Origin of the sequence: Pseudoalteromonas sp. NZS71, from assembly GCF_015864715.1 — a bacterium.
In the GTDB taxonomy this organism is placed as follows: domain Bacteria; phylum Pseudomonadota; class Gammaproteobacteria; order Enterobacterales; family Alteromonadaceae; genus Pseudoalteromonas; species Pseudoalteromonas arctica.
In genome coordinates this window covers 24,566-50,410 of record NZ_JADYWS010000002.1, presented here as the reverse complement: position 1 = coordinate 50,410, position 25,845 = coordinate 24,566, and the positions used below count along the sequence as shown (strand labels likewise).

General features: G+C 40.4%; 23 protein-coding genes. 8 read left to right on the top strand and 15 right to left on the bottom strand.

The window, feature by feature from the left end; translation table 11 throughout:
* Positions 1–17: 17 nt before the first annotated feature.
* The gene (guaB, locus tag I6E85_RS01310; protein ID WP_002958783.1) at positions 18–1,487 is read right to left on the bottom strand and encodes an IMP dehydrogenase; all 1,470 of its coding nucleotides are present in this window, start codon (positions 1,485–1,487) and stop codon (positions 18–20) included.
* Positions 1,488–1,888: 401 nt separating this feature from the next.
* Here guaB and xseA point away from each other — a divergent pair, with 401 nt between their 5' ends.
* A complete protein-coding gene (gene xseA, locus I6E85_RS01305) occupies positions 1,889–3,229 on the top strand; it encodes an exodeoxyribonuclease VII large subunit (RefSeq protein ID WP_024590047.1) in 1,341 nt (446 codons plus the stop codon).
* Positions 3,230–3,241: 12 nt separating this feature from the next.
* Here the strand turns inward: xseA and I6E85_RS01300 are convergent, their stop codons facing one another.
* Together I6E85_RS01300 and cysE are read right to left on the bottom strand one after the other, a co-directional pair.
* A complete protein-coding gene (locus I6E85_RS01300) occupies positions 3,242–3,922 on the bottom strand; it encodes a hypothetical protein (protein ID WP_197236486.1) in 681 nt (226 codons plus the stop codon).
* Positions 3,923–3,958: 36 nt separating this feature from the next.
* A complete protein-coding gene (cysE, locus tag I6E85_RS01295; RefSeq protein ID WP_007581613.1) occupies positions 3,959–4,777 on the bottom strand; it encodes a serine O-acetyltransferase in 819 nt (272 codons plus the stop codon).
* 522 nt (positions 4,778–5,299) lie between these two features.
* Here cysE and I6E85_RS21130 point away from each other — a divergent pair.
* Entirely contained in the window at positions 5,300–5,425 is a 126-nt protein-coding gene (locus I6E85_RS21130) for a hypothetical protein (RefSeq protein ID WP_007581611.1), read from the top strand.
* A gap of 80 nt (positions 5,426–5,505) precedes the next feature.
* On the opposite strand, the gene I6E85_RS01290 is transcribed toward I6E85_RS21130, so the two are convergent.
* On the bottom strand, positions 5,506–8,388 hold the full coding sequence (locus I6E85_RS01290) for a pitrilysin family protein (RefSeq protein WP_024590049.1): 2,883 nt from the start codon (positions 8,386–8,388) through the stop codon (positions 5,506–5,508).
* A gap of 250 nt (positions 8,389–8,638) precedes the next feature.
* Between I6E85_RS01290 and I6E85_RS01285 the strand changes: the two genes are divergently transcribed.
* Positions 8,639–9,595 (top strand): methylenetetrahydrofolate reductase, encoded by a 957-nt coding sequence (locus I6E85_RS01285; RefSeq protein ID WP_021032136.1) that lies wholly within the window; start codon positions 8,639–8,641, stop codon positions 9,593–9,595.
* Positions 9,596–9,712: 117 nt separating this feature from the next.
* On the opposite strand, the gene I6E85_RS01280 is transcribed toward I6E85_RS01285, so the two are convergent.
* The 4 genes from I6E85_RS01280 to I6E85_RS01265 all read right to left on the bottom strand — a co-directional run bounded on the left by I6E85_RS01280 (position 9,713) and on the right by I6E85_RS01265 (position 13,102).
* On the bottom strand, positions 9,713–9,910 hold the full coding sequence (locus I6E85_RS01280) for a hypothetical protein (protein ID WP_024590050.1): 198 nt from the start codon (positions 9,908–9,910) through the stop codon (positions 9,713–9,715).
* Between the two features lie 16 nt (positions 9,911–9,926).
* A complete protein-coding gene (locus tag I6E85_RS01275) occupies positions 9,927–10,907 on the bottom strand; it encodes a sensor domain-containing diguanylate cyclase (protein ID WP_197236485.1) in 981 nt (326 codons plus the stop codon).
* 58 nt (positions 10,908–10,965) lie between these two features.
* The gene (locus I6E85_RS01270; RefSeq protein WP_024590052.1) at positions 10,966–12,213 is read right to left on the bottom strand and encodes a DEAD/DEAH box helicase; all 1,248 of its coding nucleotides are present in this window, start codon (positions 12,211–12,213) and stop codon (positions 10,966–10,968) included.
* A 187-nt stretch (positions 12,214–12,400) separates the two neighbouring features.
* Entirely contained in the window at positions 12,401–13,102 is a 702-nt protein-coding gene (locus I6E85_RS01265; RefSeq protein ID WP_024590053.1) for a DUF3581 domain-containing protein, read from the bottom strand.
* A 175-nt stretch (positions 13,103–13,277) separates the two neighbouring features.
* On the opposite strand from I6E85_RS01265, the gene I6E85_RS01260 reads away from it, so the two are divergent.
* Both I6E85_RS01260 and I6E85_RS01255 read left to right on the top strand, forming a co-directional pair.
* Entirely contained in the window at positions 13,278–14,084 is an 807-nt protein-coding gene (locus tag I6E85_RS01260) for a CPBP family intramembrane glutamic endopeptidase (protein WP_231388431.1), read from the top strand.
* A 101-nt stretch (positions 14,085–14,185) separates the two neighbouring features.
* On the top strand, positions 14,186–14,578 hold the full coding sequence (locus I6E85_RS01255; protein ID WP_024590055.1) for a hypothetical protein: 393 nt from the start codon (positions 14,186–14,188) through the stop codon (positions 14,576–14,578).
* Between the two features lie 16 nt (positions 14,579–14,594).
* On the opposite strand, the gene I6E85_RS01250 is transcribed toward I6E85_RS01255, so the two are convergent.
* The 4 genes from I6E85_RS01250 to proB form a co-directional block, all read right to left on the bottom strand.
* A complete protein-coding gene (locus I6E85_RS01250) occupies positions 14,595–14,894 on the bottom strand; it encodes a hypothetical protein (protein WP_021032137.1) in 300 nt (99 codons plus the stop codon).
* 163 nt (positions 14,895–15,057) lie between these two features.
* Positions 15,058–16,542 (bottom strand): glutamate--tRNA ligase, encoded by a 1,485-nt coding sequence (gene gltX / locus I6E85_RS01245; protein ID WP_007581594.1) that lies wholly within the window; start codon positions 16,540–16,542, stop codon positions 15,058–15,060.
* Positions 16,543–16,581: 39 nt separating this feature from the next.
* Entirely contained in the window at positions 16,582–16,941 is a 360-nt protein-coding gene (locus tag I6E85_RS01240) for a glutaredoxin domain-containing protein (RefSeq protein ID WP_007581591.1), read from the bottom strand.
* 116 nt (positions 16,942–17,057) lie between these two features.
* The gene (gene proB, locus I6E85_RS01235) at positions 17,058–18,161 is read right to left on the bottom strand and encodes a glutamate 5-kinase (protein ID WP_197236484.1); all 1,104 of its coding nucleotides are present in this window, start codon (positions 18,159–18,161) and stop codon (positions 17,058–17,060) included.
* 119 nt (positions 18,162–18,280) lie between these two features.
* Here proB and I6E85_RS01230 point away from each other — a divergent pair, with 119 nt between their 5' ends.
* The gene (locus I6E85_RS01230; protein ID WP_197187952.1) at positions 18,281–19,240 is read left to right on the top strand and encodes a DMT family transporter; all 960 of its coding nucleotides are present in this window, start codon (positions 18,281–18,283) and stop codon (positions 19,238–19,240) included.
* On the opposite strand, the gene I6E85_RS01225 is transcribed toward I6E85_RS01230, so the two are convergent.
* The 3 genes from I6E85_RS01225 to pdsO are packed head-to-tail and all read right to left on the bottom strand — an operon-like array spanning position 19,135 to position 22,569.
* Positions 19,135–19,740, bottom strand: coding sequence for a class GN sortase (locus tag I6E85_RS01225; protein ID WP_197236483.1), 606 nt, complete (start codon positions 19,738–19,740; stop codon positions 19,135–19,137). The genes I6E85_RS01230 and I6E85_RS01225 overlap by 106 nt on opposite strands.
* Complete coding sequence (locus I6E85_RS01220; RefSeq protein WP_024607494.1) at positions 19,737–21,791, bottom strand: marine proteobacterial sortase target protein; 2,055 nt, start codon at positions 21,789–21,791, stop codon at positions 19,737–19,739. Before I6E85_RS01220 ends, I6E85_RS01225 begins: the two co-directional genes overlap by 4 nt.
* Before the next feature lie 46 nt (positions 21,792–21,837).
* A complete protein-coding gene (pdsO, locus tag I6E85_RS01215) occupies positions 21,838–22,569 on the bottom strand; it encodes a sortase-associated OmpA-like protein PdsO (RefSeq protein WP_197236482.1) in 732 nt (243 codons plus the stop codon).
* 204 nt (positions 22,570–22,773) lie between these two features.
* On the opposite strand from pdsO, the gene pdsR reads away from it, so the two are divergent.
* Entirely contained in the window at positions 22,774–23,463 is a 690-nt protein-coding gene (gene pdsR / locus I6E85_RS01210) for a proteobacterial dedicated sortase system response regulator (RefSeq protein ID WP_197236481.1), read from the top strand.
* Positions 23,463–25,601, top strand: a complete 2,139-nt coding sequence (gene pdsS, locus I6E85_RS01205; RefSeq protein ID WP_197236480.1) for a proteobacterial dedicated sortase system histidine kinase — start codon at positions 23,463–23,465, stop codon at positions 25,599–25,601. The genes pdsR and pdsS overlap by 1 nt, the downstream gene beginning before the upstream one ends.
* Positions 25,602–25,845: the final 244 nt, after the last annotated feature.

Genomic DNA, 25,845 nt, shown 5'->3' with positions numbered 1-25,845 from the left:
TTATCTAATTAAGGTGCTTAACCTAAGCGGTAATTTGGTGCTTCTTTAGTGATTTGCACATCATGAACATGCGACTCACCCATACCTGCTGAAGTAACACGTACAAATTGTGGTTTTGTATTTAGCTCTTCAATTGTTGCACAACCCGTTAAGCCCATAGCACTTCGCAGGCCGCCCACTTGCTGATGAATAATCGTTGCAATAGGGCCTTTGTAAGCTACGCGACCTTCAATACCTTCAGGTACTAACTTGTCTGCTTCGTTTGATTTTTGGAAGTAACGATCTGATGAACCTTCTTTTTGATCCATCGCGCCCAATGAGCCCATACCACGGTAAGATTTGTAATAACGACCTTGGTATAATTCAACTTCACCTGGTGCTTCTTCAGTACCAGCAAGAAGTGAACCCACCATTACACACGATGCACCAGCAACAAGTGCTTTAACAATATCACCAGAAAAACGAATGCCACCATCAGCAATAACAGGAATGTCGCGACCTTTTAAGCCTTCAACAGCATCTGAAATAGCGGTAATTTGTGGAACGCCACAACCGGTAACAATACGTGTAGTACAAATAGAACCTGGGCCGATACCTACTTTAACTGCATCCGCTCCCGCATCAGCAAGTGCAATCGCACCTTCAGCTGTTGCTATGTTGCCTGCAATAATTTGTAAGTCTGGGTACTCTTTACGCGTTTTAGTAACACGGTCAATAACACCTTGAGAGTGACCATGCGATGTATCGATAAGTAAAACATCAATACCCGCTTCTACTAATGCAGCAATACGCTCATCAGTACCTGCACCAACACTTACAGCAGCACCTACACGTAAACGACCTTGGTCGTCTTTACATGCGTCAGGTTTGTCTTGGGCTTTTTGGTAATCTTTTACTGTGATCATGCCTTTAAGTTTAAATTCATCATCAACAACAAGGATTTTTTCAATGCGGTGTTCGTGCATTAAGCCTAAAATTTCTTCGCGTGCTGCGCCTTCTTTAACGGTAACAAGCTTTTCTTTTTTAGTCATAACGGTAGAAACAGGCTGTTCAAGCTTAGTTTCAAAACGCATATCACGACTAGTAACAATGCCTACAAGCACATTATTGCTATCGGTAACCGGAAAGCCTGAAAAACCTTTTTCGTGCGAAAGCTCAATTGCATCTGCAATTGTTAAATCGGCAGTAACCGTTACAGGGTATGAAACAATACCTGCTTCGTAGGTTTTAACTTTACGTACGTTTTTCGCTTGTTCTTCAATAGTCATGTTTTTATGAATAAAACCAAGACCACCTTCTTGCGCAAGGGCAATAGCTAAACGAGCTTCTGTAACAGTATCCATAGATGCTGAAATAAGCGGCAAGTTAAGTTTGATACCACGCGTTAAGCGAGTTGAAATATTTGCCGTGTGTGGCAAAACAGTAGAATGACCAGGTACTAAAAGTACGTCATCAAAGGTAAGAGCTTCTTTAGCGATTCTAAGCATTTTGGCAACTTCTCACATGTGGATCTAAGATAAGGAATTGCGGCCAAATTTTAACAGCGTTGTTGGCATGAGTAAATAATATTTCGCAAATATTTATGATAATATAGGGTCTATTGGCCTTTTAAGGTTAAATTTGCAGCAGTTTGTTAGGTATTTAGGCAAGGCAGAGCCTATGTAGTGTGGTTATTCCCCATAAATAGGCGATAACGTAGCATCAATGCCAAACAAGCGCTGCCCAAAGGGTTCAGCCTAGGGGCGATTAACTCTTTGTTACTCGGTTTTTACTTAGCCCACTAGGTTACAAACCTCGCGCCGCGATTAAATCGCCCTTAGTTTGAACAAATTTTAACCTGCAAAGATCAATAGACCCTTGCTTTATAAATAGTTTTAGGTTGTTTTTTATGTTTTCGAAGCCTTCGCAGGCGGTTTACACCGTTTCACGCCTTAATAGAGAAATTCGCACAATCCTTGAGCAAGGTTTTGCATCTTTAGTGCTCACGGGCGAAATTTCTAACTTTATTACCCCTGCATCTGGACATTGGTACTTTTCGTTAAAAGACGATAAAGCACAAATTAAAGCCGCCATGTGGCGAGGCAATAATCGCAACCAAAGCTACCGCCCTGTAAATGGCGCACAAGTTACAGTAAAAGCGCGTGTATCGCTTTATGAACCTCGCGGTGACTACCAGCTTATTGTTGAGCATATGGAACCCGCAGGCGAAGGCCAGCTAAAACAAGAATTTGATGCGCTTAAAATGCGTTTAGCCGCCGAAGGATTATTTAGCTCTGCTCACAAACAGCCATTGCCCCAAAATATTAATCGCATTGGTGTTATTACCTCAGCAACCGGCGCTGCTATAAAAGATATTTTAACGGTACTCAAACGCCGTGCACCGCAGCTAGAAGTCATCATTTACCCTGCTATGGTACAAGGCAAAGAAGCGCACGTGCATTTAATTAACCAAATTGAATTAGCCAACACACGTGATGAAGTAGACGTACTTATTTTAGGGCGAGGCGGCGGATCACTTGAAGATTTATGGTGTTTTAATCACGAACAGCTCGCCCGCGCTATTTTCAAAAGTGAATTACCCATAGTAAGTGCGGTAGGCCACGAAATAGATACCACTATTAGCGATTACGTTGCTGATGTTCGTGCAGCGACCCCATCAGCCGCAGCTGAGCTTGTAAGCCCAAATACGCAAGAGTTACACAACAAAGTAACGCAATTAGTTAATCGTTTATCTAACGCGTTTAAGCACGGCATTGCCGACAAGCGCGCACTAGCAACGCAGTTACAACACCGCCTTAATTTATGTCATCCGCGTAATCAGCTTAATCAAAAATCACAACGTTTGGATGAGCTAAGCATTGCGCTGCAACAGGCGATGCGTAATCGTTTATACCAACAAGAACGCACACTCAATAACTTAACGCCGCGTTTAATGCGCCAATCACCCGATAAAAAACTCGCTACAGCAAGCCATCAACTTTCGCAATTACAAGCTAGGCTAAACCAAGCTATACAACATCAGTTACAGCAAGCGAATAATAGCTTAGCACTGCAAGCAAGCAGGTTAGATTCAGTAAGTCCGCTTAATGTTTTAGCGCGCGGCTATAGCATCACTAAAACACAACAAGGCAAAGTGGTTAAATCTGTGGGGCAAATTAAAACAGGCGATGTTTTGATTACAGAGCTCGTTGATGGCTCTATAGAATCACAGGTTATACCTATTACATAAAGTTGGTATTACTTAAAACTCTGTACTTAGCAACAATTTAAGCTCGCTATCGCTTGATGTGGAGGTAGTGCTTTTAAATTGTTGCCAAAACTCTTGCTTCATCAACTTGTCGTTTAGCTCTCGCCATTGAGAATTATCAAATGTGTCGTTATCAGCGGGTGCGGCTAGTTCAAATTCACATATCGTCGTTTTACATTTTGCACTAACAACATCGGGTATAATCGCTAAATCAGCTGTTAATAAAAAATCTTGTAATGCCATTTCAGTACGATAAGCCCATTCTTCGTCACGCGTTTGCTTTTCAAATTTATCACGTAAGATCTTCTCAAAATCTGAAGGACCTCTCATTTGCTTTAAAATGCTTTTAACTGTCGCTTTCTGTTCGGCGAGTTGCTGCTTAAGCTGAGTTACTTGCTCTTCTAAAGGTAGTTCATCAAGCATTTGGGTTTCTGAATAGGTTGGAGGCGTGTCTTCAGCGGGCTCTACACTAGCATCTTGCTCAGGTACTGCAGAGTCTGCATTACTTAATACTTCATTACTTTGTTGTTCAGTATGAAGCTTTTGCTGTTTTTCATAACTTGGCTGCGACTTAACAGATTCTGGATGACTTGAAGCTGCGTTAAAGTAGCTCCAAGTTAAACCTACACCCGCAATAAACCCAATCCCTAGAGCCAATAAACTATTCTTGTTCATGTTAATTCCTTTTAAGTTTTATTATTTTTTAATTACTTATAGCATTGCACTCGTGTGCGATTCGTTTTCAGGCTCAGGATTTGCTAAAAAGTTTTGGTTCATACTTTGCGCCGGACACTCACAATCCGGTCGACCAATAATTTTAGCGGGTACGCCAACAGCGGTTGTGTGTGGTGGAACATTGCTAAGTACAACTGAGCCCGCACCAATTCGTGCGCCCTCACCTACTTCAATATTACCAAGCACTTTAGCGCCAGCGCCAATTAATACACCCGCTCTAATTTTAGGATGACGATCGCCCTGCTCATTACCTGTACCGCCAAGCGTTACAGATTGCAAAATTGATACATTATCTTCAATTACCGCTGTTTCACCAATAACAATACCGGTTGCGTGGTCAAACATAATGCCTTTACCTACTTTACATGCTGGGTGAATATCAACCCCAAACACTTCAGAGTTACGGCTTTGAATAAAGCGCGCTAACTCTTTGCGGTTTTGTTGCCACAAGCAATTAGCCAAACGGTGTGCCTGAATAGCATGAAAACCTTTTAGATTTAATATAACCGTAAGATAGGTTTCTGATGCAGGGTCGCGGTCTTTTACCGCTTTAATATCCTCAGCAACAAAAGATAGCATACGGTCACATTTTACAAATGCTTGGTCAAACAGCTCTCGGATAGTGAATGCCGATACCACCGCATCAGCCAACTTATTAGCAACAATAAAGCTCAATGCCGAACCTAAACAATCATGATTCAAAATGCATGAATAAACATGACTTGCTAATAATGGTTCACGTGTTACTACATCGTTAGCTTCGTCGCGAAGCTGTTGCCAAATTGCATGACGCATAATACTGCACTGCCTTAAGTTGATATAAAATAGCCTTTTCCCAAGTCTAACGGATTTAAAGCCTAAGGTGTTAATCCCTTAGTTATTTGTTCTGGTTATTAGATATAACTAGGGACGATTAACTCTTTGTTGCTCGGTTTTTACTTAGCCCACTAGGTTACAAACCTCGCGCCGCGATTAAATCGACCCTAGATTGAACAAATTTCAATCCACAGAGTTCAACACGCCCTAGCACCCAGAAATGATATTTCAAATACGTACCCATTTTTTAGATTAAGTTATACGACAGTAGCTAAAATTACCAATACATACTTAAAATATAGTAAATTAATAAAAATCAAAAGCTAGCAACATACGAAAGCTCACCTGTCATATGAAAAAATACGGACTGACGTACAGCTGACGGCGTAAAAAAACGCTAAATTAATTAGGATTTAAGCTAAGTTTGTTCATTATACCGAGCTAAGCTATATTTAGTTTTATTGATTTTTTACATAAACAAATAGAAATGAGGAATTCAAAATGAGTGATGACTCTGAATTAAAAAATAAAGAAAAGCGTGGAATAAATATATTACTTCTCATTAGTTTAATAATTATGATTATTGGTATTGCCATCAAAATATATGATGCGCGTTTCATTAATTAAAGGACCCTACTACAGAGTCATTAAAGATATAAAGTGCCCCATAAGTTAGGGCACTTTCCAACCATTAAAAACCACTTAAATTATTGAAATACTTTTTCAACTTTTACTACTTCAATATTTTTTGCAGGAATTGCTAATTTGTAATCAGCAATTACTTTATCCTCAGCAACTAGTTCCGCTGGTTTTTTTGTGTTGTAAACCATTGGTGAGGTTTGCTGCGATGCTAAACGTTTTTGCATATCAGCGCCGTCTGCGGTTATAAACACATAGTGAACATTGTCTGTTTGTAAGTTTTCTTTAATAACGCGATTTACATCAGCAAGCGTTAGCGTTTTAAGTTTGTTAGTTACGTAACTTACAAAGCTATCTATGTTGTAAAATTCGCTATCAAGTGCGTAACCTAATTGGCGGTTTTGACTTGCCACCATTTGCGGCACAAAGTTAATTAAAAAGTTACGCGTTGCTTCAAAGTCATCTTCGCTCATACCATTTTTAATTAGCTTATCTAGCTCAAACAAGGCGGTACGTGTTGCAAAGTGCGCATCGTTATTAGAGCGAAGTGGGCGTAACCACACTTGAAATATTTGCTCAGAGCGCCCTAGATTTGCATCAGGCTTGGTTTGAAACATACCACGTGGAAAGTATTCAATGTATCCGTAATCGCCATAGTTCATACCGCGAGTTTCACGAATGCGCTCATATAAAAAGCTGTTAGAACTACGGTGCTCACCAAAGTACGAACGCACAAGCCAAAGGGCTGTCCAGTCTTCGCTACTTCTTATTGTATCAATAGGAAAACCAAACGATACCGCTGTCGATTGCGCCGATTTTTCTACAATAGTTGCATGATGACCTTTAAGCGCTGGTGCATCAGGAATACTTAAACGGCTTTGCTCACCTTTTGGTAGCGTTGCAAAATCGCTCATCATTTTAGCTTTAAGCTTTGCAGGCACAGCCCCAATTAAGCCAACCGTGAGTTTAGATTGCGTAAGCTCGCTGTTATAAAACGCTTTAACATCATCTAGCGTCAACGCTTCTAAATCCGAAATATCACCGTAGTTGTAACTTTCATAAGGGTGATTTTTGTAAAGCGCACTGTATAGCACTTCTTTGCCTAGCTCTTCATCGTTAGATGCTTTTAAGCCTGACTTAATGCCGTCGATCATTTCTTTTTTAAGGCGCTTAAAATCGTCATCTCTAAAACCTGGGTTTAGTAATTGATCGCTCACAAGTGTATACCACTGCGCCGCATTATCTTTATGAATACGCCCTTGAAACGACAGCATTTCTTTATCTATTTGATAGCCAAAGCTACCCGCAAGCGGATAAAGTGCTTTTTGAATATCTTTATAGCTTGTCGCCTCTGAGCCACCTTGTGCAAGTATAGCCGCAGTGAGCGCAGCAACACCTTTTTTACCTTGTGGGTCGGCAGCCGCACCGGTATTGAATAAAAAGTTAACATCAATTAATGGCGAGCTATTGGTTTTATCAAGTACTTTAAATACAGGTGCCGCAGGTGCTTGTTCAAGCTTTGCAGTAAGCGCATTTAAATCAACCTCTTGCTCGAAACCTGGGGCTTTATCAAGTGCCGACATCGTTAATGTGGTACGTGCGTTATCAGTAAAGTATTTGTTAGCAACGGCTTTAATATCTGCGCTGGTGATGTTATCTGCCGATTTATACAGCTGGTTTATAACCTCAGGATCGCGCTCAAAATGCATGTAGCTGGCAAGAGTTGATGCAATCGCTTGCGATGAATCCAAGCCATTAATAAAGCTGTATTTAAGGTTCGATTTTAAATCACTCAACTTTTGCTCATCAACAAGCTCAGTGCGTGCTTTTGCATAAGTTCGGTTAATGGCATCGCGCGCAGTGGCTAAATCATCTGCGTTTTCTACTTTAACAAATACGTGTAATAAACCCGGATCTTTGGTCTCTGGGTTATAGGTAAACATTTGGCTGGCAATTTTTTTGTCGACCACTAGCTCTTGATATAAATCTGAATTATTTGAAAAATAAAGCTGTGAGATTAAATCAAGTGCCGCTCTGTCTTTTTTAGCAGGCTCCCACGCAGCGCCTTTGTACGATACAAGTAACCAATGCCCTGGTAGCGCTTCATCTTGCTGGTGCAAATATTTTGGTGCTTGTTGAACAGGCTCTGCTTTAATGTCAGCAACATAGTTACCCTTTTTCCAGCTACCCCAATGCTTTTTAACCATTGCCATTGTTGCTTGTGGATCTACATCGCCCACAATAACAAGTGACACATACTCAGGTTTATAAAATTTAGCAAAAAACTCTTTCCCGTACGCCATTTGATCTGGCATGGCTTCTATGTCTTTAAAAAAGCCCATAGTGGTGTGTTTATACGTGTGCTTATCAAACGCTTCTTCGCGTACAGCGCTTAATAATTTACGAATTGGGCTCGCGTTGTTTTTTAAGTACTCACCTTTTACCGTTTGTGCTTCTGTTCTAAATTGCTCTTCGGTGTAGGTTAAGTTTTGAAAAATATCAGCTTCAAGCTCAAGCACTTTATCAAGATGCTGTTTTGAAAAGTTTAAATGGTAGTTTGTAAAATCGTTTGTTGTATAAGCGCGGTTATCAACACCTGAATTTTTTAATATGTCTGAGTACACATCTTCAGGGTATTTTTGTGAGCCTTTAAACATCATGTGTTCAAAAAAGTGAGCAAAGCCTGTTTTGCCCTCTTCAACTTCGTTACGCGACCCAACCGATACCGGAATTTGCAGCGACACTACATCAGGGTAGTCGGTTTTAACAACCATGACACGTAAGCCGTTTTCTAGCTCTTCAATTAAATAATCTTGCGAGAAAACACGGTCATCAGCTTTATTTACTTGTTCTTGTTGTGCAGTTGTTTGCGTGCTTTGGTTTTGTTGCATGGCGCAACCTGTTAACGCCAGCGATACCGCTAAGCTGGTTGCTAATAATTTAAATTTCATTGTTGTCCCTTTTTAAATTGAGCAAATTTGTTGTCAGATTTAACTCTTTAATTATGCCCCAAAGCCAATAAATATAAGAGCCCCAAGGGAATTTATTATGTAAACAACTGTGTCAATTATAAATTATGGGAACAAGCACTATGAATAAACATCATGTTAATTGAAAAACTTTCATTAAATAAATCTATCTAGACGTCTAAATGGCTGCTATATTAAATCCATCAAAACAAACTTAGCTGGAATGAGGATTATGGCTTTATCACTAAAAGAGAAGATAGTGGACACCAACCAAGGTGTTTATCTTATTGGTACTACCCCGCCTAAAATTGGCACCGATAAAGCGCAATTAAAAACCATTGCAGAAAAGCTATTAGGTCGCTTACACGAAATTGAATACGACGGCGTGATAATTTATGACATTCAAGACGAAAGCAGCCGCACTAATCAAGACCGTCCATTTGCGTTTAAACAAACCGTTGATCCGCGTGAATACAGCCATTTACTTCGTAATTTATCTGCACAAGATGTGATTACTTATAAAAGTGTGGCGCAGCGTGGCGTAGGCGAATTTAAAGATTGGCTAAGTGAAACTAAAAACGACTACGATTTACAAAATGTAGTTTTAGTAGGTAGCCCATCATCGATAGGCGATATAAAGCTAAGCCTGCCAGATGCTTATAAAGCGATGGCTGAGCAATCAGATGATTTCTTTTTAGGTGGCGTTACGATTGCCGAGCGCCATTCAAGTAAACGAAATGAGCACGAACGATTAATAGAAAAAACAGCACAAGGTTGTCAGTTTTTTATATCGCAAGCTGTTTACGATGCACAAGCGACTATAGAGTTAATTACTAGCTACGCACGTACATGTAAAGCACAAGGGATTACACCTCAACGTATTATATTAACGTTTACCCCGTGCGGCGGCGAAAAAACCTTAGAGTTTATGCAATGGTTGGGTATCTCAGTGCCAGAGGCAACTAAATGGCGCATGCTTGATGCAGACAATACATTAAGCGAATCAGTCCGTATTTGCCGCGAAAACCTCGACTTAATACTTAAAAGCTGTGCGCATTTAGATGTACCGCTGGGCTTAAATATTGAAAGCTTAACAAACCGTAAAGAAGAAATTGACGCGTCAATTAATTTATACCGTTTATTAAAAGCCATTATGGAATTGAACCTTGCGGAAAAGCTAATAGCTTAAAAGCTAGGTTAGAGCTAATTAACACCCTTCTTGGCAAGCCTCATGGCTTGCTTTTTTATGTCCGTTCTTTGAAAAATTAATTAATAAATACAAGTAAAGATTTGCAGCTTAAGCTATTTATTGAAGGTGTTTTTGGTTATTACTCTCAAGCCTTTTTAAGGCAAACCCCATAGAGGAGCACATAACACCAAAAATTATTCCCTCATTAGATATAAATCTAATGCTAGGGAACGTTTCAAATAAGCTTATTATTGCTAAGGAAAAAATAAAACCTATCGCAGAAAAAACCAGCCAAGTTTGTGTGGCATGAGTCATGACGAACCTCCTTTTATTATTGTGCCTTTTTAGCGAGCTTATACGCTTGTTTATTTTTATACATTGCGTGGTCTGCATCATTTAATAGCGCTTCAAAGGGCTGCTTTTGCTTATTAGTAAAACTATAACCAATACTAAGCGATAAATCGCAAACGTCTTCTTTGAGTAAGGCTTTTGAATACTCAGTCGAAATTTTATCCATGATGTAGTTAATCTTGCTTTTATCGCTTACTTGCATTATTGCAACAAACTCATCGCCACCTAAGCGCCCTACTATATCAGCATCTCTTAAATGCGTTTTTAGCGTATCTGCCAATATAATTAAGGCTTTGTCGCCCACTTCATGTCCGCAGGTGTCGTTTAATTTTTTAAAGTCGTTTATATCGATAAACAAACAACACACGTCAAAGCCTAAACGCAGTGCTAAGTTAAGCTTTTGCTGAGCTAGTAAGTTAAGTGCTCGGCGATTATAAATATTCGTTAATGAGTCTAACATGGCTATTTCACGCATTTGCTCATAGCTATAAACAAGCGCTAAGTCGTCTTCAATCAAATCGCGTAGCTGTTCTATGAGTTCAAAGTATTCATCGGTATAGCTTGTTATTTTAGTGTCTTTTAAACATAACGTGCCAAACACTTCGCCTTCAGGCCAATGAATGGGTAAACCTAGGTAGGATTCAACACCGTCTTCAACTACTTCTGGTAGGGTGTTCCATGCATCATTATTACTTGCATCATTAACATATAATGTATTGTTAGTTTCAGCTACGTGGCGACAAAACAGAGGAGTTTGAGGAGGGAGTATAGGGTTGGTCTCAAAGTTAGAGCCACCTTCGTTACTTCTAATAACAACGCGATAGCCTTTGCTTGTTGCCTGAACTATATAACCAGACGGGGCTGAAAAAAGCCCCGTTATAAGGTCGATTGTTTTTTGCCATTTATGCAAAGATATTTGGCCATCAATACCAGAAAATGCCCATTGATCAATTTCAAACATTGCTTTACCTCGGCTATTTAATAGCTCCAGTATAGGCAAAAAAGCAAAGGAAAAGCTATTATTTACGGCGTCTACTTGGCTCTCTTTTACCGGTAATACGCTTTTTATCGCGATCTTTTCGCGACTTATTAGTATTTTTACGATTATCTTTTGGCTTTTTATTTGGATCGGGCTCGTAGCCTGCTAACCATTGTGGCGTTAAACGCGTATCGAGTAGTACTTCTATTTCTTCTAGTAACCATTGCTCATCAATACTAACCAACGACATAGCAAGCCCTTGCTCACCTGCACGACCTGTACGACCAATACGGTGTACGTAATCCTCTGCAATGTATGGTAGCTCAAAGTTAATTACGTATCTAAGTGTTGAAATATCTAAACCACGCGCGGCTACATCCGTTGCAACAAGTACTCGTGTAATACCATCTTTAAAGTTTTGTAGTGCGCGGTCGCGCGCGCCTTGTGATTTGTCGCCATGGATTGACTCGGTTTTTAAACCGTCTTTACACATTTCTTTAGCGAGCTGATCAGCCATTTGTTTTGTGCGGGTAAAAATAAGCACTTGGCGCCAGTTTTTCATGCCAATCATGTGCGATACAAGCTCGCGCTTACGATCCTCATCTACAGCGTAAATAACTTGCTCTACTTCAACGGCTGCTGAGTTACGTTTATCAACTTCAATTAGCTCTGGGTTTTTTAATAACTTTTTACTGAGCTCAAACACGCTGTCATCAAACGTAGCTGAAAATAGTAAGGTTTGGCGATCGCCTGGGATATGGCGCAATATACGTCTAATTTCATCAATAAAACCCATATCAAGCATGCGGTCAGCTTCGTCAAACACTAAGGAGTCTACGCTTGAAAGCACCACACTGCCTTTAACTATATGATCAAGTAAACGCCCAGGTGTTGCCACTATAACTTGGGCTGTTTTAAGTGCTTTTATTTGTGGACCAATACTTACGCCGCCATACGCTAAAGCACCATTAATGTTAGTGCCTTGTGCGTACTTTTCAAAGCTTGCAAATACTTGCTGAGCAAGCTCACGGGTTGGCGTTAAAATTACAACACGAGCAACGCCTGGTTCATCTTTTTTAGGTGTATTTAAAAGCTTATGTAACAGCGGTAAAACAAAAGCAGCTGTTTTACCTGTACCTGTTTGTGCACTGCCCATTACATCACTTCCGGCTAAAATAGGCGGAATGGTTTTAATCTGAATTGCGGTAGGTTGAGTGTAATTATTTTGCTCAATCGCAGTTAATAATAACGGGTCGAGATTAAGTGATGAGAACGTAGTGGCAGACATAGGCTTAGCTTTAAAATAACAAAGAGCGCTATTGTACGCATATTACTGTACTGCGTAAATTAACCAGTTCAGAAAAGTATTTAATCGTAGTTACTCACTTTCGCTTTAGCGCTAAAACAATAAAAAACCAATAAAAAAGGCGCTAAATAACAGTTGTATTTAGCGCCTTTTATAATTTTCTGTAGCTTTAAGCTGGCTTTAGTGTCGCTTTACGTTCGTTGTAAAACGCGATTAAATCATCAACTGTTGCTTGGCAGTATTCGCGAATACCCGAAACCACCATGTGCTTTTCACCACTACCCACTTTAACGCCGTTTTCTAACAGGTTAAAACGTAGTGTGATTTTTCCGCGCTTACCGGCATACTCAAAACTAGGCTCTGCAAACTCAAGTTCTGGTTCTGTAATATTAAGATTATCAAGATTGATAAGCATTGATTCGTAAATCACCATCGGACGAGCAGGGTTTATCATTACCTCTTGCTTGCCCATTAATGGAATAATTACATGCGGAAAAGTAGTACCAGAAAACTCAACATAATTTTTTATAAGACTATTAGTTAATGCTGGGCATTGGCTGGTTTTACCGCTGCGCTTTACCTTTAAAATTACTTTTTCGCCATTGGTAACATCAAACTCATCAGCTCCCTCAGGAAAATTAAGTTTGGTGTTTTCATCAACCATACCAGCAAAAGTAAATTCCATTTGTTCACTAATACCGTAGCGGTCTAGTACCAATGAAAAAAGTAAGTCCCCTGGCGCGCAAAACTTTTTGGCATCTTTGTCGTGAAGTGGATTGTAATCGTCAGCAACGCATTTAGCGAATCGACAACCCTGCTCACGAGAGATAGAAACATAATCAGCATGCTGCTGAAAAAAAGGACTTAACATAGTTTGTTCACTGCTTAAACTGCTTATAACCTATCTATATTACCAGAAAAAAAATATTGAGAGGTCGAATCTGTTAGATTAATGGCTAAATAAAACAGAGCAATAAAAAACAATGACTTTTTATTTATTAGCGCTATCAATTATATGTGTTTTTCCGTACTGCAAAATATCAATAATGCGGCAACCCCTTTGGCACTACTTACTAGCTTTAGGTGTTGTAAGTGCGTATTTTCAAGGTTACATAAATTTATATGCACTGCTCAGTACTGGGCTTTACGTTGTTTTATACTACAGTGTGCTAAATACAAAGCGGGCAATAATACGCGCTATATTAAGTACTGTTTTTATAGTTTCCTCATTGGCATTAGCACTTCATTGGGTGCCTGGTTTTAATAACCTCCCTATTGTTATAGATGAGTGTATTACAAGCGATGCGATTGCTTTTACCCTTTATGCTAATTTTGATAAAGCTATGGCTGGGTTATTCCTTTGTGCTTACTTTTATTCGAATAAAAAAGCTTTAAAAGCAGACTCTAATAAAGCAGGCCCATTAAACGTTAAACAACCTATTTTTATAATTATTGCTACTGTTTTAGCTTCGCTCACTGCGGCTTTAACACTTGGACTTGTAAGCTTTAACCCAAAAGTGCCCAACTTTTGGTTAGCCTTTATTGCTATTAATCTTTTATTTACCTGTGTAACTGAGGAAGCTTTGTTTAGAGGTTTATTACAAACCAAACTTAGCCAAATAATCACATCTACTCGCCTAGCGCTACTTGCTCCAATAATGACAGCTGCAGTGTTTGCTTTGGCGCATTTTGCTGGAGGATTTAACTATGTATTGGTTTCATTTATTGCAGGCTTAGGATACGGCTATGTTTTTTATAAAACGCAGCGCTTAGAGTGGGCTATTTTATGCCATTGGTTGGTTAATGTTTGTCACTTCTTTTTGTTTACTTACCCTATGCTCAGTAAAATCTAAATACATTTACAAATGCTAACAATTTACTCAGCAGTAAACATTGCCAGCATTTGATTTTGTTAGTAATTTACTACTTTAAATAAATTAAAGGATTAATGAATATGCTACGTTTTATAGCAACAATAACTGTGCTCGCCACAATAACTGGTTGTTCAAGCATGACTTATCATACAGATATAGACAACGGCGTTTTATCTCAAGAAATTGGCACCTACGTTAATAAAAGAGATTTACAGCAATTTTATAGCGACCAAGAAGCACACGAAAGTGGCGCAACACTTTTAGGCCGAATAGAAGGTGAAAGCTGTGATGGCGACGGTATGGGCAGCAATAATGCAAGTTACAATCGCTCTAAATCAAACGCGATTGATTTACTTAAAGCTGATGCTATGCGCAGGGGCGGGAATGCTTTTACTATTAATTCCTGTAGTGAAACCTCTGTATCGTACTGCGACTTATCTGTTTTATGCACCGGACAGGCCTACGACTATTAATAAGTAAAAGTGCAAATTATATATTAAGCGCAAAGCTCAGTAGCACACGCTTTCCAGACTCGATTTTAGATACGCTGTGTTCGTACTTATCGGGTCTGAACAAATACACGCGATTAAATAAATTTATAATGCATTTTGAGCATTTAAATACCCCACCCGCTTTAGGTTTCTCTAATACAAAATTGAGCTTGTAATAGCGCCCTTGCTGCACAGGGTCAATATGGTTCATTACGCTATGATTGGTTGGGTAAGTAACAAGGTTTATCGAAAATGTGTTACTGCTAAAAATGGCTTTGTTTTTAACGGTTGCAATCATACTGCCTCCCATGAGTTTATATACCCTATTGTATCATTGGGCTAAGTACTAATACTTTAGTTAAACAATATCAAAATACGATGTCATATAGCTAAACAGCCTGAAACAAAAAAGCCGAACTTATTTTACTAAGCTCGGCTTTTAAAAGTACATTGTTTAGCAATTATGCACTTGGGTATTCGCGGTACGCACGCTCTATATTTTTAGCCTGCTTTTTAGAAATACCTAAATGAGCAAGTGCTACACGTAAACGGGCGCGTGATAGGTCAGACCCCAATATTTCCATTGCATCAAGCACTGACGTACTTGACGTTTTGCCAGTAATTGCGACAAATATTGGCTCTAAAAAGTCTTTAATCTTAAGCTCGTGGAATGTTGCAACTTCTTTTGCAATTGCAAAAATAGCGGGCTTTTCAAAGCTACGTAAACCTTCAAGCTGCCATACAAAAAATTGTAGCGCTTGGCGAATCACGTTTTCGTCTGCTTTGCCGGCTGTTAATAGCGCAGGATCGTAAGTTGGAATACCACCTACAAAGTGCCCTGCAAGCTCAACCATATCCGACAGCGTATTAATACGTGTTTTAACTTCTGGTAATATTTTAGCGAGCATTTCGCCATTAAACTTCCAATCAACAAAGCGCTGAATTAACTGCTCGTCGGTTAGATTTTCGCGGATCCACATGCCGTTTAACCAGCTTAATTTATCTACGTCGAATACTGGACCACCAAGCGATACGCGCTTCATGTCGAAGTTTTCAATCATTTCATTGAGTGTGAACTTTTCACGCTCATCAGGCATTGACCAGCCCATACGGCCTAAGTAGTTAAGCACGGCTTCTGGCAGGTAACCCATTTCTTTATAGTAATTAATAGACGTTGGGTTTTTACGCTTAGACAGCTTTGATTTATCTGGGTTACGTAGTAATGGTAAGTGACCAAGTACTGGCGCTTCCCAACCAAAATCTTCATAAAGCTTTAACAGCTTAGGTGCTGAGTTAATCCACTCTTCGCCACGGAAAATATGACTAATTTCCATATGGTGGTCGTCAACTACGTTCGCTAAAAAGTACGTTGGGAAACCATCCGCTTTTAAAAGCACTTGCATGTCTACGTTTTCCCACGGGATCTCAATTTCATCACGAAGGTAATCGTTAAACTTAAATGTGCCTTCGCTTGGGATTTTCATACGTATAACGTAAGGTTTGCCTTCAGCTAAGTTTGCTTTAATTTCTTCATCTGTATGGTTTAAACCACGACCGTCATATTTAGGGCGTAGGCCTTCTGCCATTTGCTCTTCACGCATTTGATCAAGCTCTTCGCTTGTTGCAAAGCAGTAAAACGCTTTACCATCATCAACTAACTGATGCGCGTATTTTTTATATAAATCGCTACGCTCAGATTGACGGTAAGGACCAAATTCGCCACCCACATCAGGACCATGATCCCACTCAAGCCCTAACCAACGTAGGCTATCCATAATCGCAAGTTCAGACTCTGGCGTGCTACGTACTTGGTCTGTATCTTCTATACGAAGTACAAATTCACCGCCTTGTTGTTTAGCAAAACAGTAGTTAAATAAGGCGATATAAGCGGTGCCAAGATGCGGGTCACCAGTTGGCGACGGGGCAACACGGGTGCGAATTGTCATGGTATATTCTCTTTAAATAAGTGAGATAATAAAAGTGGTTTATGCAGCTACTTTGTTTAAGTAAGCAATAATATCGTTTGATTCGTACAGCCATTGTACTTGGCCGTTTTGCTCTATACGCAGGCAAGGCACTTTAACTTTGCCGCCTTGTTCTAGTAGCTCTTGACGATATTGCTCATTGTCTTTTGCATCACGCGTTTCTATGTTTAAGCCTTCGCGTTTAATGGCGCGACGTACTTTTACACAAAACGGGCATGCTTTAAATTGATACAGTTTAAATTGTGAGGTTTGCTGATCAAGCTGTGCTTGCTCGTCGCTTGCACGCTTTTTACTGCGAGGAGTAAATACAAAATTAAAGAATAAGATTATACAACCTAAAAACCAACGAACTAATTTCATGTTCTGTGCTCTGCTTACAACAATTTAAGGAGCCAGATTTTAGCACAAATTTACAATCAAAAAAGTGTAATACTGCGAGAATTACACTCAAGTAATTTAATTTACTAAAAGTGCTTCTATAGCAATACCATATCATCCCTATGAAGTACTTCTGCGCCACTATCGTAATCGAGTAATTGGCCTATTTGACTAGAATGCGCACCCTTTATTTTATTTACCTCGGTGCTACTAAAGCGCGTTAAGCCCCGTGCAATCACTTGATTTTTATTATCAATTAAATCAATTAAATCACCGCGTTCAAAACGTCCAAATGCATTAGTAACGCCTTTAGCGAGTAAGCTTGCACCTTTATTTTGCAGCGCTGTAATAGCACCTGTATCAATAACAATTTGGCCGGTACTTTTTGGCCCAGCTAGTAGCCATTTTTTACGGCCATCTTTTGGGGCGGTGAGTTTTAAAAAACGTGTACCGGGTAATTCATCACTCATGCATTTTAAAATAACGTTTTTGCCTGCGCCTTTAGCAATAATAACTTCAACGCCTGCGCGCCTTGCAATGTCGGCGGCTTGCAGTTTAGTCGCCATACCGCCGGTGCCTAAATTTGTGCCACTGCCACCAGCAAGTTGGCGCAGCTCATCGTTTATATGTGTTACTTCACCAATGAGAGTAGCATCGGCGTTTGTGCGCGGATCGCTGGTAAATAACCCTTCTTGATCGGTTAGCAGCAATAACTTATTAGCATTAGCCAAAATAGCGACAAGTGCCGATAAATTATCGTTGTCGCCTACTTTTATTTCGCTCGTGGCTACAGCGTCATTTTCGTTAATGATGGGTACAACGTCGTAATTTAATAATGCGGTGAGTGTATCGCGGGCATTAAGGTAGCGCTCTCTGTCGTCTACATCAGCGCGAGTTAGCAGCATTTGCCCTACATTTACCCCATATAAAGCAAATAAGCTCTGCCAAATATGAATAAGTTGGCCTTGTCCAATTGCAGCAAGCATTTGCTTATCAATTAAGCTTCTGCCACAGGGTTTTAATAGCTGTTCGCGCCCAGCAGCTACCGCGCCACTCGATACTAAAATAACGTGATGCCCCTGCTTTTTAAGCTCGCAGCATTGGCGTACTAATTCAACCATGTGTGCTTTATCTAGTTTATCGGTGCCGCCAGTAAGTACGCTTGTACCAAGCTTTACAACTATTACCTGTTCCCTTTGCATGTGCTTTTTACTACTGATTAATTAAAGATGAATTAATTTATACCAGCTCGGTATTTTTGAACAAGTTAAAAATTTTCATGCTAGGATCTGATTTTATTAAATTAAGTAAATTACTCTCTATGCCTGCCAGTTTATGTTTAATTATTGCTACCTTTTTATGGGGCAGCTCTTTTATTGCGCTCAAATACGCCATTGCTATTTACGACCCTGCCTTGGTGATATTTTTACGCATGCTCACCACGTTAGTTTTGTCGCTTTGTTTGTGGCGCTACGTTATTCGGTTTGAGTATTTAAAAGGTGACTGGAAGTATTTAGTGGGTATGTCGCTTGCTGAGCCTTGCTTGTACTTTTTATTTGAAGGCCATGCAATGGAATACACATCGGCCTCGCAGGCTGGGGTTATTGTGTCGTGCTTGCCCATTATTATTGCGCTGCTTGCCTTTTTATTACTTAAAGAATACATAAGTAAATCCATCGTGGTCGGCTTTACGCTGTGTATTGGCGGCAGTATTTTACTTACGCTTCTTTCACCAAGTTCTGAGCAGGCACCTAATCCGCTGTTGGGTAACTTTTTAGAGCTTATGGCTATGGTGTGCGCTGCATTTTATACCGTAAGTATTAAACATTTAGCTAATCGCTACTCGCCCCTGACTTTAATTGCGTTGCAAGGTATTAGCGGCAGCTTGTTTTTTGCACCATTTTTGTTTTTTATCGACCTACCAAGCGAAAACCAACACGACTTAACCGCGCTTATGAGCATTTTGTATTTAGGCTCGTGTGTAACCCTTGGCGGCTACGGCATGTACAACTATGCAATTAGCAAAGTATCGGTATTAACCGCTGCTGCATACTCTAATTTAATTCCTATTTTTACACTTATTTTGTCAGCTATTATTTTGGGCGAAGTGCTCAACGTTTGGCAATGGCTGAGCATATTTGTGGTATTTATTGGTGTAATGGTAAGCCAGCGCCATCAAGAACTTGTGGTTGATATACCGCTTAGCGAATCGGGCGAAGACATTTGCGCAGATACAAGCAATCTTAAATCAGTACCCAAGGCAAGCGAATCAAAAGGGTAACAGGTAAGCAAATACAGCCCGGGTGTTTGTAAAAATGTGTTTTGGGATTGATGAATAACCTCAATCCCCGTTACTTTATAATTTTGTATCACCCCACTTTGCAGCTGCAAAGTAAACGCCTCCCCCACTTTTGCGTTTTGTAAAAATGCAAAGTGGGTGTCGTTATGCCCTGCTATTAGCGCGCCTTTTTCGTTTCCAAATTCTTTTCCGCCAAGCTCCCCTGCGGGTAAAAATTGGCTTGGCGCAAATGCTAAATTACGACCACTCGCTCCAGCCAATACACTTAATGTTTTATTATGACTTGGCCAATCAAGCTTTGCAGTAACGTAGCTGTCGGCGTAATACCACGGCTTTACTTTAGTGCCGGGTGATTTAAGCTCCTCTTGCCATGCTTGTTCAATTAATACTTGAGCAAGCCACGCTTTTGCCTGCATATAAGCACCGTGGCCAAATAATCCAAGCCCAGCTATTAGTAAGCCCGCGCTTAGCCACTTTTTCATTTACGTGCCCTGCTTAATTTAAATGATCGGTTTATTTTAAGAGCGCCATAGCCGAGTAATAAAATACATCCTAGCAATATATGTAATCTGCTTTGCCCATCGGTTTGCGGTAAACGCATTGCCATACTTTGTGGTACTGCATTAGTAGCTTGCGCCGTTTGCTTTGCCACTTCTTTTATTTGAGTTTGTTCAATCGCTATAAAAGCAGTAAACGGGCTAAGTAATTGATGAGTAAGCGCAAGTTCCTGTACTTCATCTTTAACGGTACTTTGCTCGTTGTATAAAAGTAATGACTTAATTTTTTGGCGCGCCCACAGTTTTGCTATACCTTGAGCGCTTGAGCTATTTTGTGTACTTAATCTAATACTTAAGGGCCCTTGTGCAGTTTGCCCAGCAAGTACCACACTTTTAGCATTATTAAGTTTTATAGCGACCATGATAGGCTCGCCAAAATATAAATCAGGTAGTGGTGATGGCCAAAAATCTAAGCTGTTACCGCTTTCATCGCTTAGCGCCAAATTAGTAATAGCCGGATGTGCAAGCTTATCAAACAACTGCTGCATTTTAGGTTGCACCTCGCTTGTGCTGCCTATAAACGTAAATGAGCCCTTACCAACATCTGCCGCTCGGCGCATAAAAAAGCTGTTAGGTGCGCTGCCAATACCTACCGTAAATAAGCGGCTATCACCTAATTTACTTTGAATATTTTTAAACAATGCATCCTCATTACTAACGCTACCATCAGTTAAAAATACAACTTGGCGTACAAAACCATCAAACTCGCTGCCATCAAGTACGGCATTAAGCGCACCTTGTATTTCTGTGCCGCCGTCGGCTTCTAGGCTATAAATAAATCGCTCTGCGCGGCGTAAATTAAAGTCGCTGGCTATAAGTGGTTTATCGCTCATTGGAGTCACTATGTTGTCAAAACCAATTATGTTAAAGCTGTCGTCGCTATCGAGTAATGACAGCGCATAAAACAAGGCTTTTTTAGCTTGCTCCATAGATTGCCCGTGCATAGAGCCTGACGTATCAACTACAAATACCATTTCGCGAGGTAATCGCTGAGTTTGTGTAAAGTGATCCCCCGGTGGCATTAGCATAGCAAGCCCGTATCGGTCACCATTTTCAAACTGCTGAGTAAAAAATGCGGCTTGAGCTTGCTCTTTTTGCAGCGGTTTAAACTCAAGTACAAAGTCGCGATTAACTGCATTTTTCTCATTTAACGCTATTTTATATTGCCCAAATGCGGTGTTTTGTACATCAACATTATGAAATTTAGAATTGATATCCACCAGCTCTAAGCCTACGTCTATATAAATGTTTAAGCTAAATTGACTGCTTGGTACGTTATCATTTTGAGTACTATTTTGAGTACTATTTTGAGTACTATTTTGAGTGATGTTTTGAGTGCTGTAAACAGGGCTCAACCACCCAGTTGGGGCCGGATTAACATGCGTTTGGTTTTGAGTATTAACTTCAACTTCACCACTAATCGCGTGATAACGCGGTGTAATGGTAGTAGGAAACCTAATAGCAAATGTGCCGCTGCTGTAGTCAATTATTTCTTGATACTCAAGCTCAATAATTACTTGCTCACCAGGACCAATATTCGCCACATTCGTAATAAACATATTGGCGCGTTGCTGGCGTACAAGGGCTGCTTGCTTACCTGCTTTTTTAGCCTCCTCGTATTTTTTTTCAGCTTCCACTTTTTTATCAATTTGGCCTTTAATAACTCGCTCACCAATGTGCATTGTCATGGCATGTACGGCGCTTTCATCTGGCAGTGGAAAAACATAGCGCGCATTAACCGCAAACGGGTTTTCGTTTTGATAGGTCTGCGTTACTACAACATGATTAATCAGGCCGGTTAAGGTCATATTGGCATCGCTTTTTAATATTATTGCTGGCCCTGCTGGCGCACCATTGCTATCAAAAAGCTCTAACTTGGGTGATTGCGCATGGCTTTTAAAGCTAGCTAACAGCACAATCACTATGAATATAAAAATGCTTACTTTAGTAAGCATTTTGGTTGGTTTACTCAACATAAAATCACTCCATCGAACGCTTAGCTTTACTTAGGTTCCGTTAGGTTTAGTTACTCGCCATTTGGCCATTTGCTGGGTACATTGAGCGAGTGGTAAGCGTTACGCGTCTATCAAAAAAGTTATCTTCCACCGTGTTGCTGTTAGCCAATGTTTGCTGTTCGCCAAATGCCTGCGTGCTTAAGCGTTTATGGCTCACGCCGTGTTTTATTAAATAGCTTTGCACGGCATTTACACGCGCTTTAGAAAGTAAAAGGTTGGCTTGCTCATCGCCGCGCTGATCGGCAAAGCCACTTAAATCAATTGCGAGTTGTGGTTGGTTGTTTAACAAGGTAATGAGCTGGTCTAACTGCAGTGCAAAATGCGGGGCAACAACACTTGAACCTGTTTTAAATTGTACCGTCATCGCCAATAAGTTATTAATTTGAACTTGAGTTAACTGCTCATTTTGATTGGCAAGCACTTCTACCTGTTGCTCTAACATATTGTTGTGGTTAAGCACGTGTTGGTAATCGCTGGTTTTTTCTTTCATGACCGTAATGGCACGCTCTTGCTCAGCAATTTTGTTATCGGCTACTTTTGAATCGCCTATTAAGCCACCGGCAAATGCCCCAATAAACGCACCAATAGGCCCACCCACTACGCCGCCAATAATAGCGCCTGCACCTAGTCCAATAGCCGTTTCTTTATGGGCTTCTTTTGATGGCGTGTTAGATGTTGAGGCAATTGCTGGAGTACAAAAACTAGCAACGAGTGTTAACGCGATTAATGTCTTCTTCATGATTTGATCCTTAAACTTACTTTTTAATTTATGATGTTTTGTTTTGATGGGTGTATTAAAACAAGCTCAAGTGGCAATAAAGGGGATCAAAAATGGCAAACTGCTGAGCAATTGTGGCAAAAAAATGGCAATTGCCTTTTTAAGCGTACTTAGCTTAAAAACTTCGTTATAGTGCACAACAGAGGCAATAGGATAATGATTAGAATGAAAAAAATAGCCATCGTTGAAGATGAACCCGCAATCCGCGAAAACTACATTGAAATGCTGAGCTTACAGGGCTACCAAGTGAGTGGCTTTGCAGATCGCGCTAGCGCTGAAGCTGCATTTAAAAATGCCCTGCCCGATTTAGCCATTGTTGATATTGGCCTAGGCCATGAAATAGATGGTGGTTTTTTACTGTGCCAAACATTGCGATCGCTTTCTAAAACACTGCCTATTATTTTTTTAACCGCCCGCGATAGCGAAATAGATACCGTATGCGGCCTGCGCATGGGCGCCGACGACTACCTAACAAAAGACATAAGCTTGGCTCACTTGGCTGCGCGTATTGGTGCGCTATTTCGCCGAATGGAAGCACTTGAACAACCTGCTGATGCAAATGCACTCATAACACGCGGGCAGTTAACGCTCGACACGCAACGTATGCAGGTATTTTGGCAGCAACAATTAGTTGATTTAACCGTAACCGAATTTTGGATGCTGTATTCACTTGCCCAGCGACCAGGCCATGTTAAAAGCCGTAACGAATTAATGAGCGATGCAAAAATTTATGTAGACGACAGCACCATTACTTCACACGTAAAACGTATTCGTAAAAAATTTATAGCACTCGATAGCACCTTTGATTGCATAGATACCGTGTATGGCATGGGCTATCGGTGGGAACAACACTAATGCTACGATTTGGTCTGCGCAGTAAATTTATATTACTTTCATGTTTTTTGTTTTTGCTGCCGTGGCTTGGCTACGAGTACGTATGGGAAATGGAAAAGTTTTTACGCCAAGGCCAAGAAAAAACCCTAGTAGGCACCACTCGTGCTCTTGCTACTGCATTACATGAGCGCCCCGCATTATTTGACGAGCAAACCAACTTTTTAGACCAAGTAGTAAAAGGCCGCGATTTATACGCTTACAATCTTAAAAATCCTATTCAGCTCGACGGTAAACTTAACGATTGGGACAGCTACCAGCTGTTATTTTGGCACTACGACAAGCGCTACTTACAAAAAACAGATAACAAACATCAAGCCAGTGACTTATCGTTTGATCATATGGTGGGAAAATTTGATAACTACTTATACGCCGTATTTAAAGTCACCGACAATACCCTTATTTATCGCGCTAAAAATAGCTTAAGCATTACCAATAACGATTATTTACAAATTGGCCTAAAAACGCCAGACGGTCAGTTTAATACTTACATTATTGCGCCGCGCCAAGATGGTTGGGTTAATGCGTTTGATGCAAATACCAAAGCCCCTTTTACAAAAATTCAGGGCTATTTTGAAAGTACCAAATCAGGATATAACGTAGAGCTGCGCTTTCCTATTAACATGCTGGGCAACAAACTTGGCTTTGCCATTGTAGACATTGATAGTAAAGAGGCATTGTTAGAGCCTAAAATAATGTCGACCTCAAACTTAAATAACCCAAACGATTTAGGCTCAGTATTAGTCCCTTCTCCAGAAATTAGCCGTATTTTAAAAGGCATGGGCCACAGTGGTAGCCGCATTTGGGTAGTTGATAACCATCATCGCGTACTTGCGCAATCGGGTACTATTCAAAATGCAGATGGCGTTTGGGCTGATGGACTTGCTAACCAAGCACCTGAAACTTGGTGGCAGCGCTTTGAGCAAAATTACTTGCACCCAATTTACTATAAGATATTAACGCGCCCCGAAAATGAGTTTTTAGATACCCTGCACGATGTAGCTTCTATGCAGGGAACACATTTAGCGAAAGCATTAAAAGGACAACCAGCATCGTCTTGGCGATTAACACCCGACAGTAAAGCCGTTATTTTATCGGCCGCTTACCCTATTTGGATTCAAGACCAAGTAATTGGCGCGGTAATAGCAGAGGAAACCACAAACGGCGTACGTACGCTGCGTAATAAGTCACTCGAAAAACTCTTTAACGTTATTTTAGCTGTGATGCTAATTGGTACTGTCACACTGTTCTTTTTTGCCTCACGTATATCGAACCGAATTAGGCGGCTGCGCGATACAGCTGAACAAGCAATTGATGCACAAGGGCGTGTTACCGGCAGTATTAATTACAGCGATGCTAACGATGAAATTGGCGATCTGTCTCGTAGTTTTTCAAACATTGTAAGCCGACTTGGCGGCTATACCGATTACTTAGAAAATATGTCGTCGCGGTTGTCGCATGAGCTGCGCACGCCGGTTGCCGTAGTGCGCTCGTCACTCGAAAACTTACAAAGCTTGCCACAAAACGAGCTGAGTCAAAAATACCTTGATCGCGCCAGCGAAGGCGTTGAACGCTTAGGTAAAATAATAACCACCATGAGCGAAGCCACTCGCCTTGAGCAAAGCATTCAAAGCAACGAACCTGAACCTTTTGATTTACAAAAAGTAATAAATGGCTGCATGCAAGGCTATCAGCTTACTTACCCAAACCAGTTATTTACGCTTGATGTATGCCAAAACAAATTACCTATGCAAGGTGCACCGGAGTTTATAGCTCAGCTACTTGATAAGCTTATTAATAACGCGCTGGAGTTTAGTGAGGCCAATACGGCTATTAATGTAGGCCTTAAGCAGAGCGAAAATAAAGCAACATTAACAGTGAGTAACACAGGCCCTGCGTTACCCGAAGGATTAACTGAGCATATTTTTGACTCTATGGTGTCGGTACGTAGCCAGCAAATGCAGCAACAGCCACATTTGGGGTTAGGTCTTTATATTGTAAGGCTGGTGTGCGACTACCATAAAGGCAGTGTAACAGCGCAAAACAACGAACAAGGTGATGGTGTCGTATTTACCGTAACACTGCCGTTAGTTAATGGTTAAGGCTGTATTTATACCGTTATATTCGTACCGTTATATTTATAGCCACAGCATTATATGCAAATAGTAAGTACGTAATAAATTAAATTCAGCTGTATATTTTTAGTTAAAAAGAGTTATTTTAATTTACCTTAACTCCATATAAATTAACAAATAAACCCCTCTCATCCCTCAAAACCTGCCGGTTACAATTTAGTACAACTTCAAATGTAACTATTCACTTTTAATTCAGTCGAATGACCATACC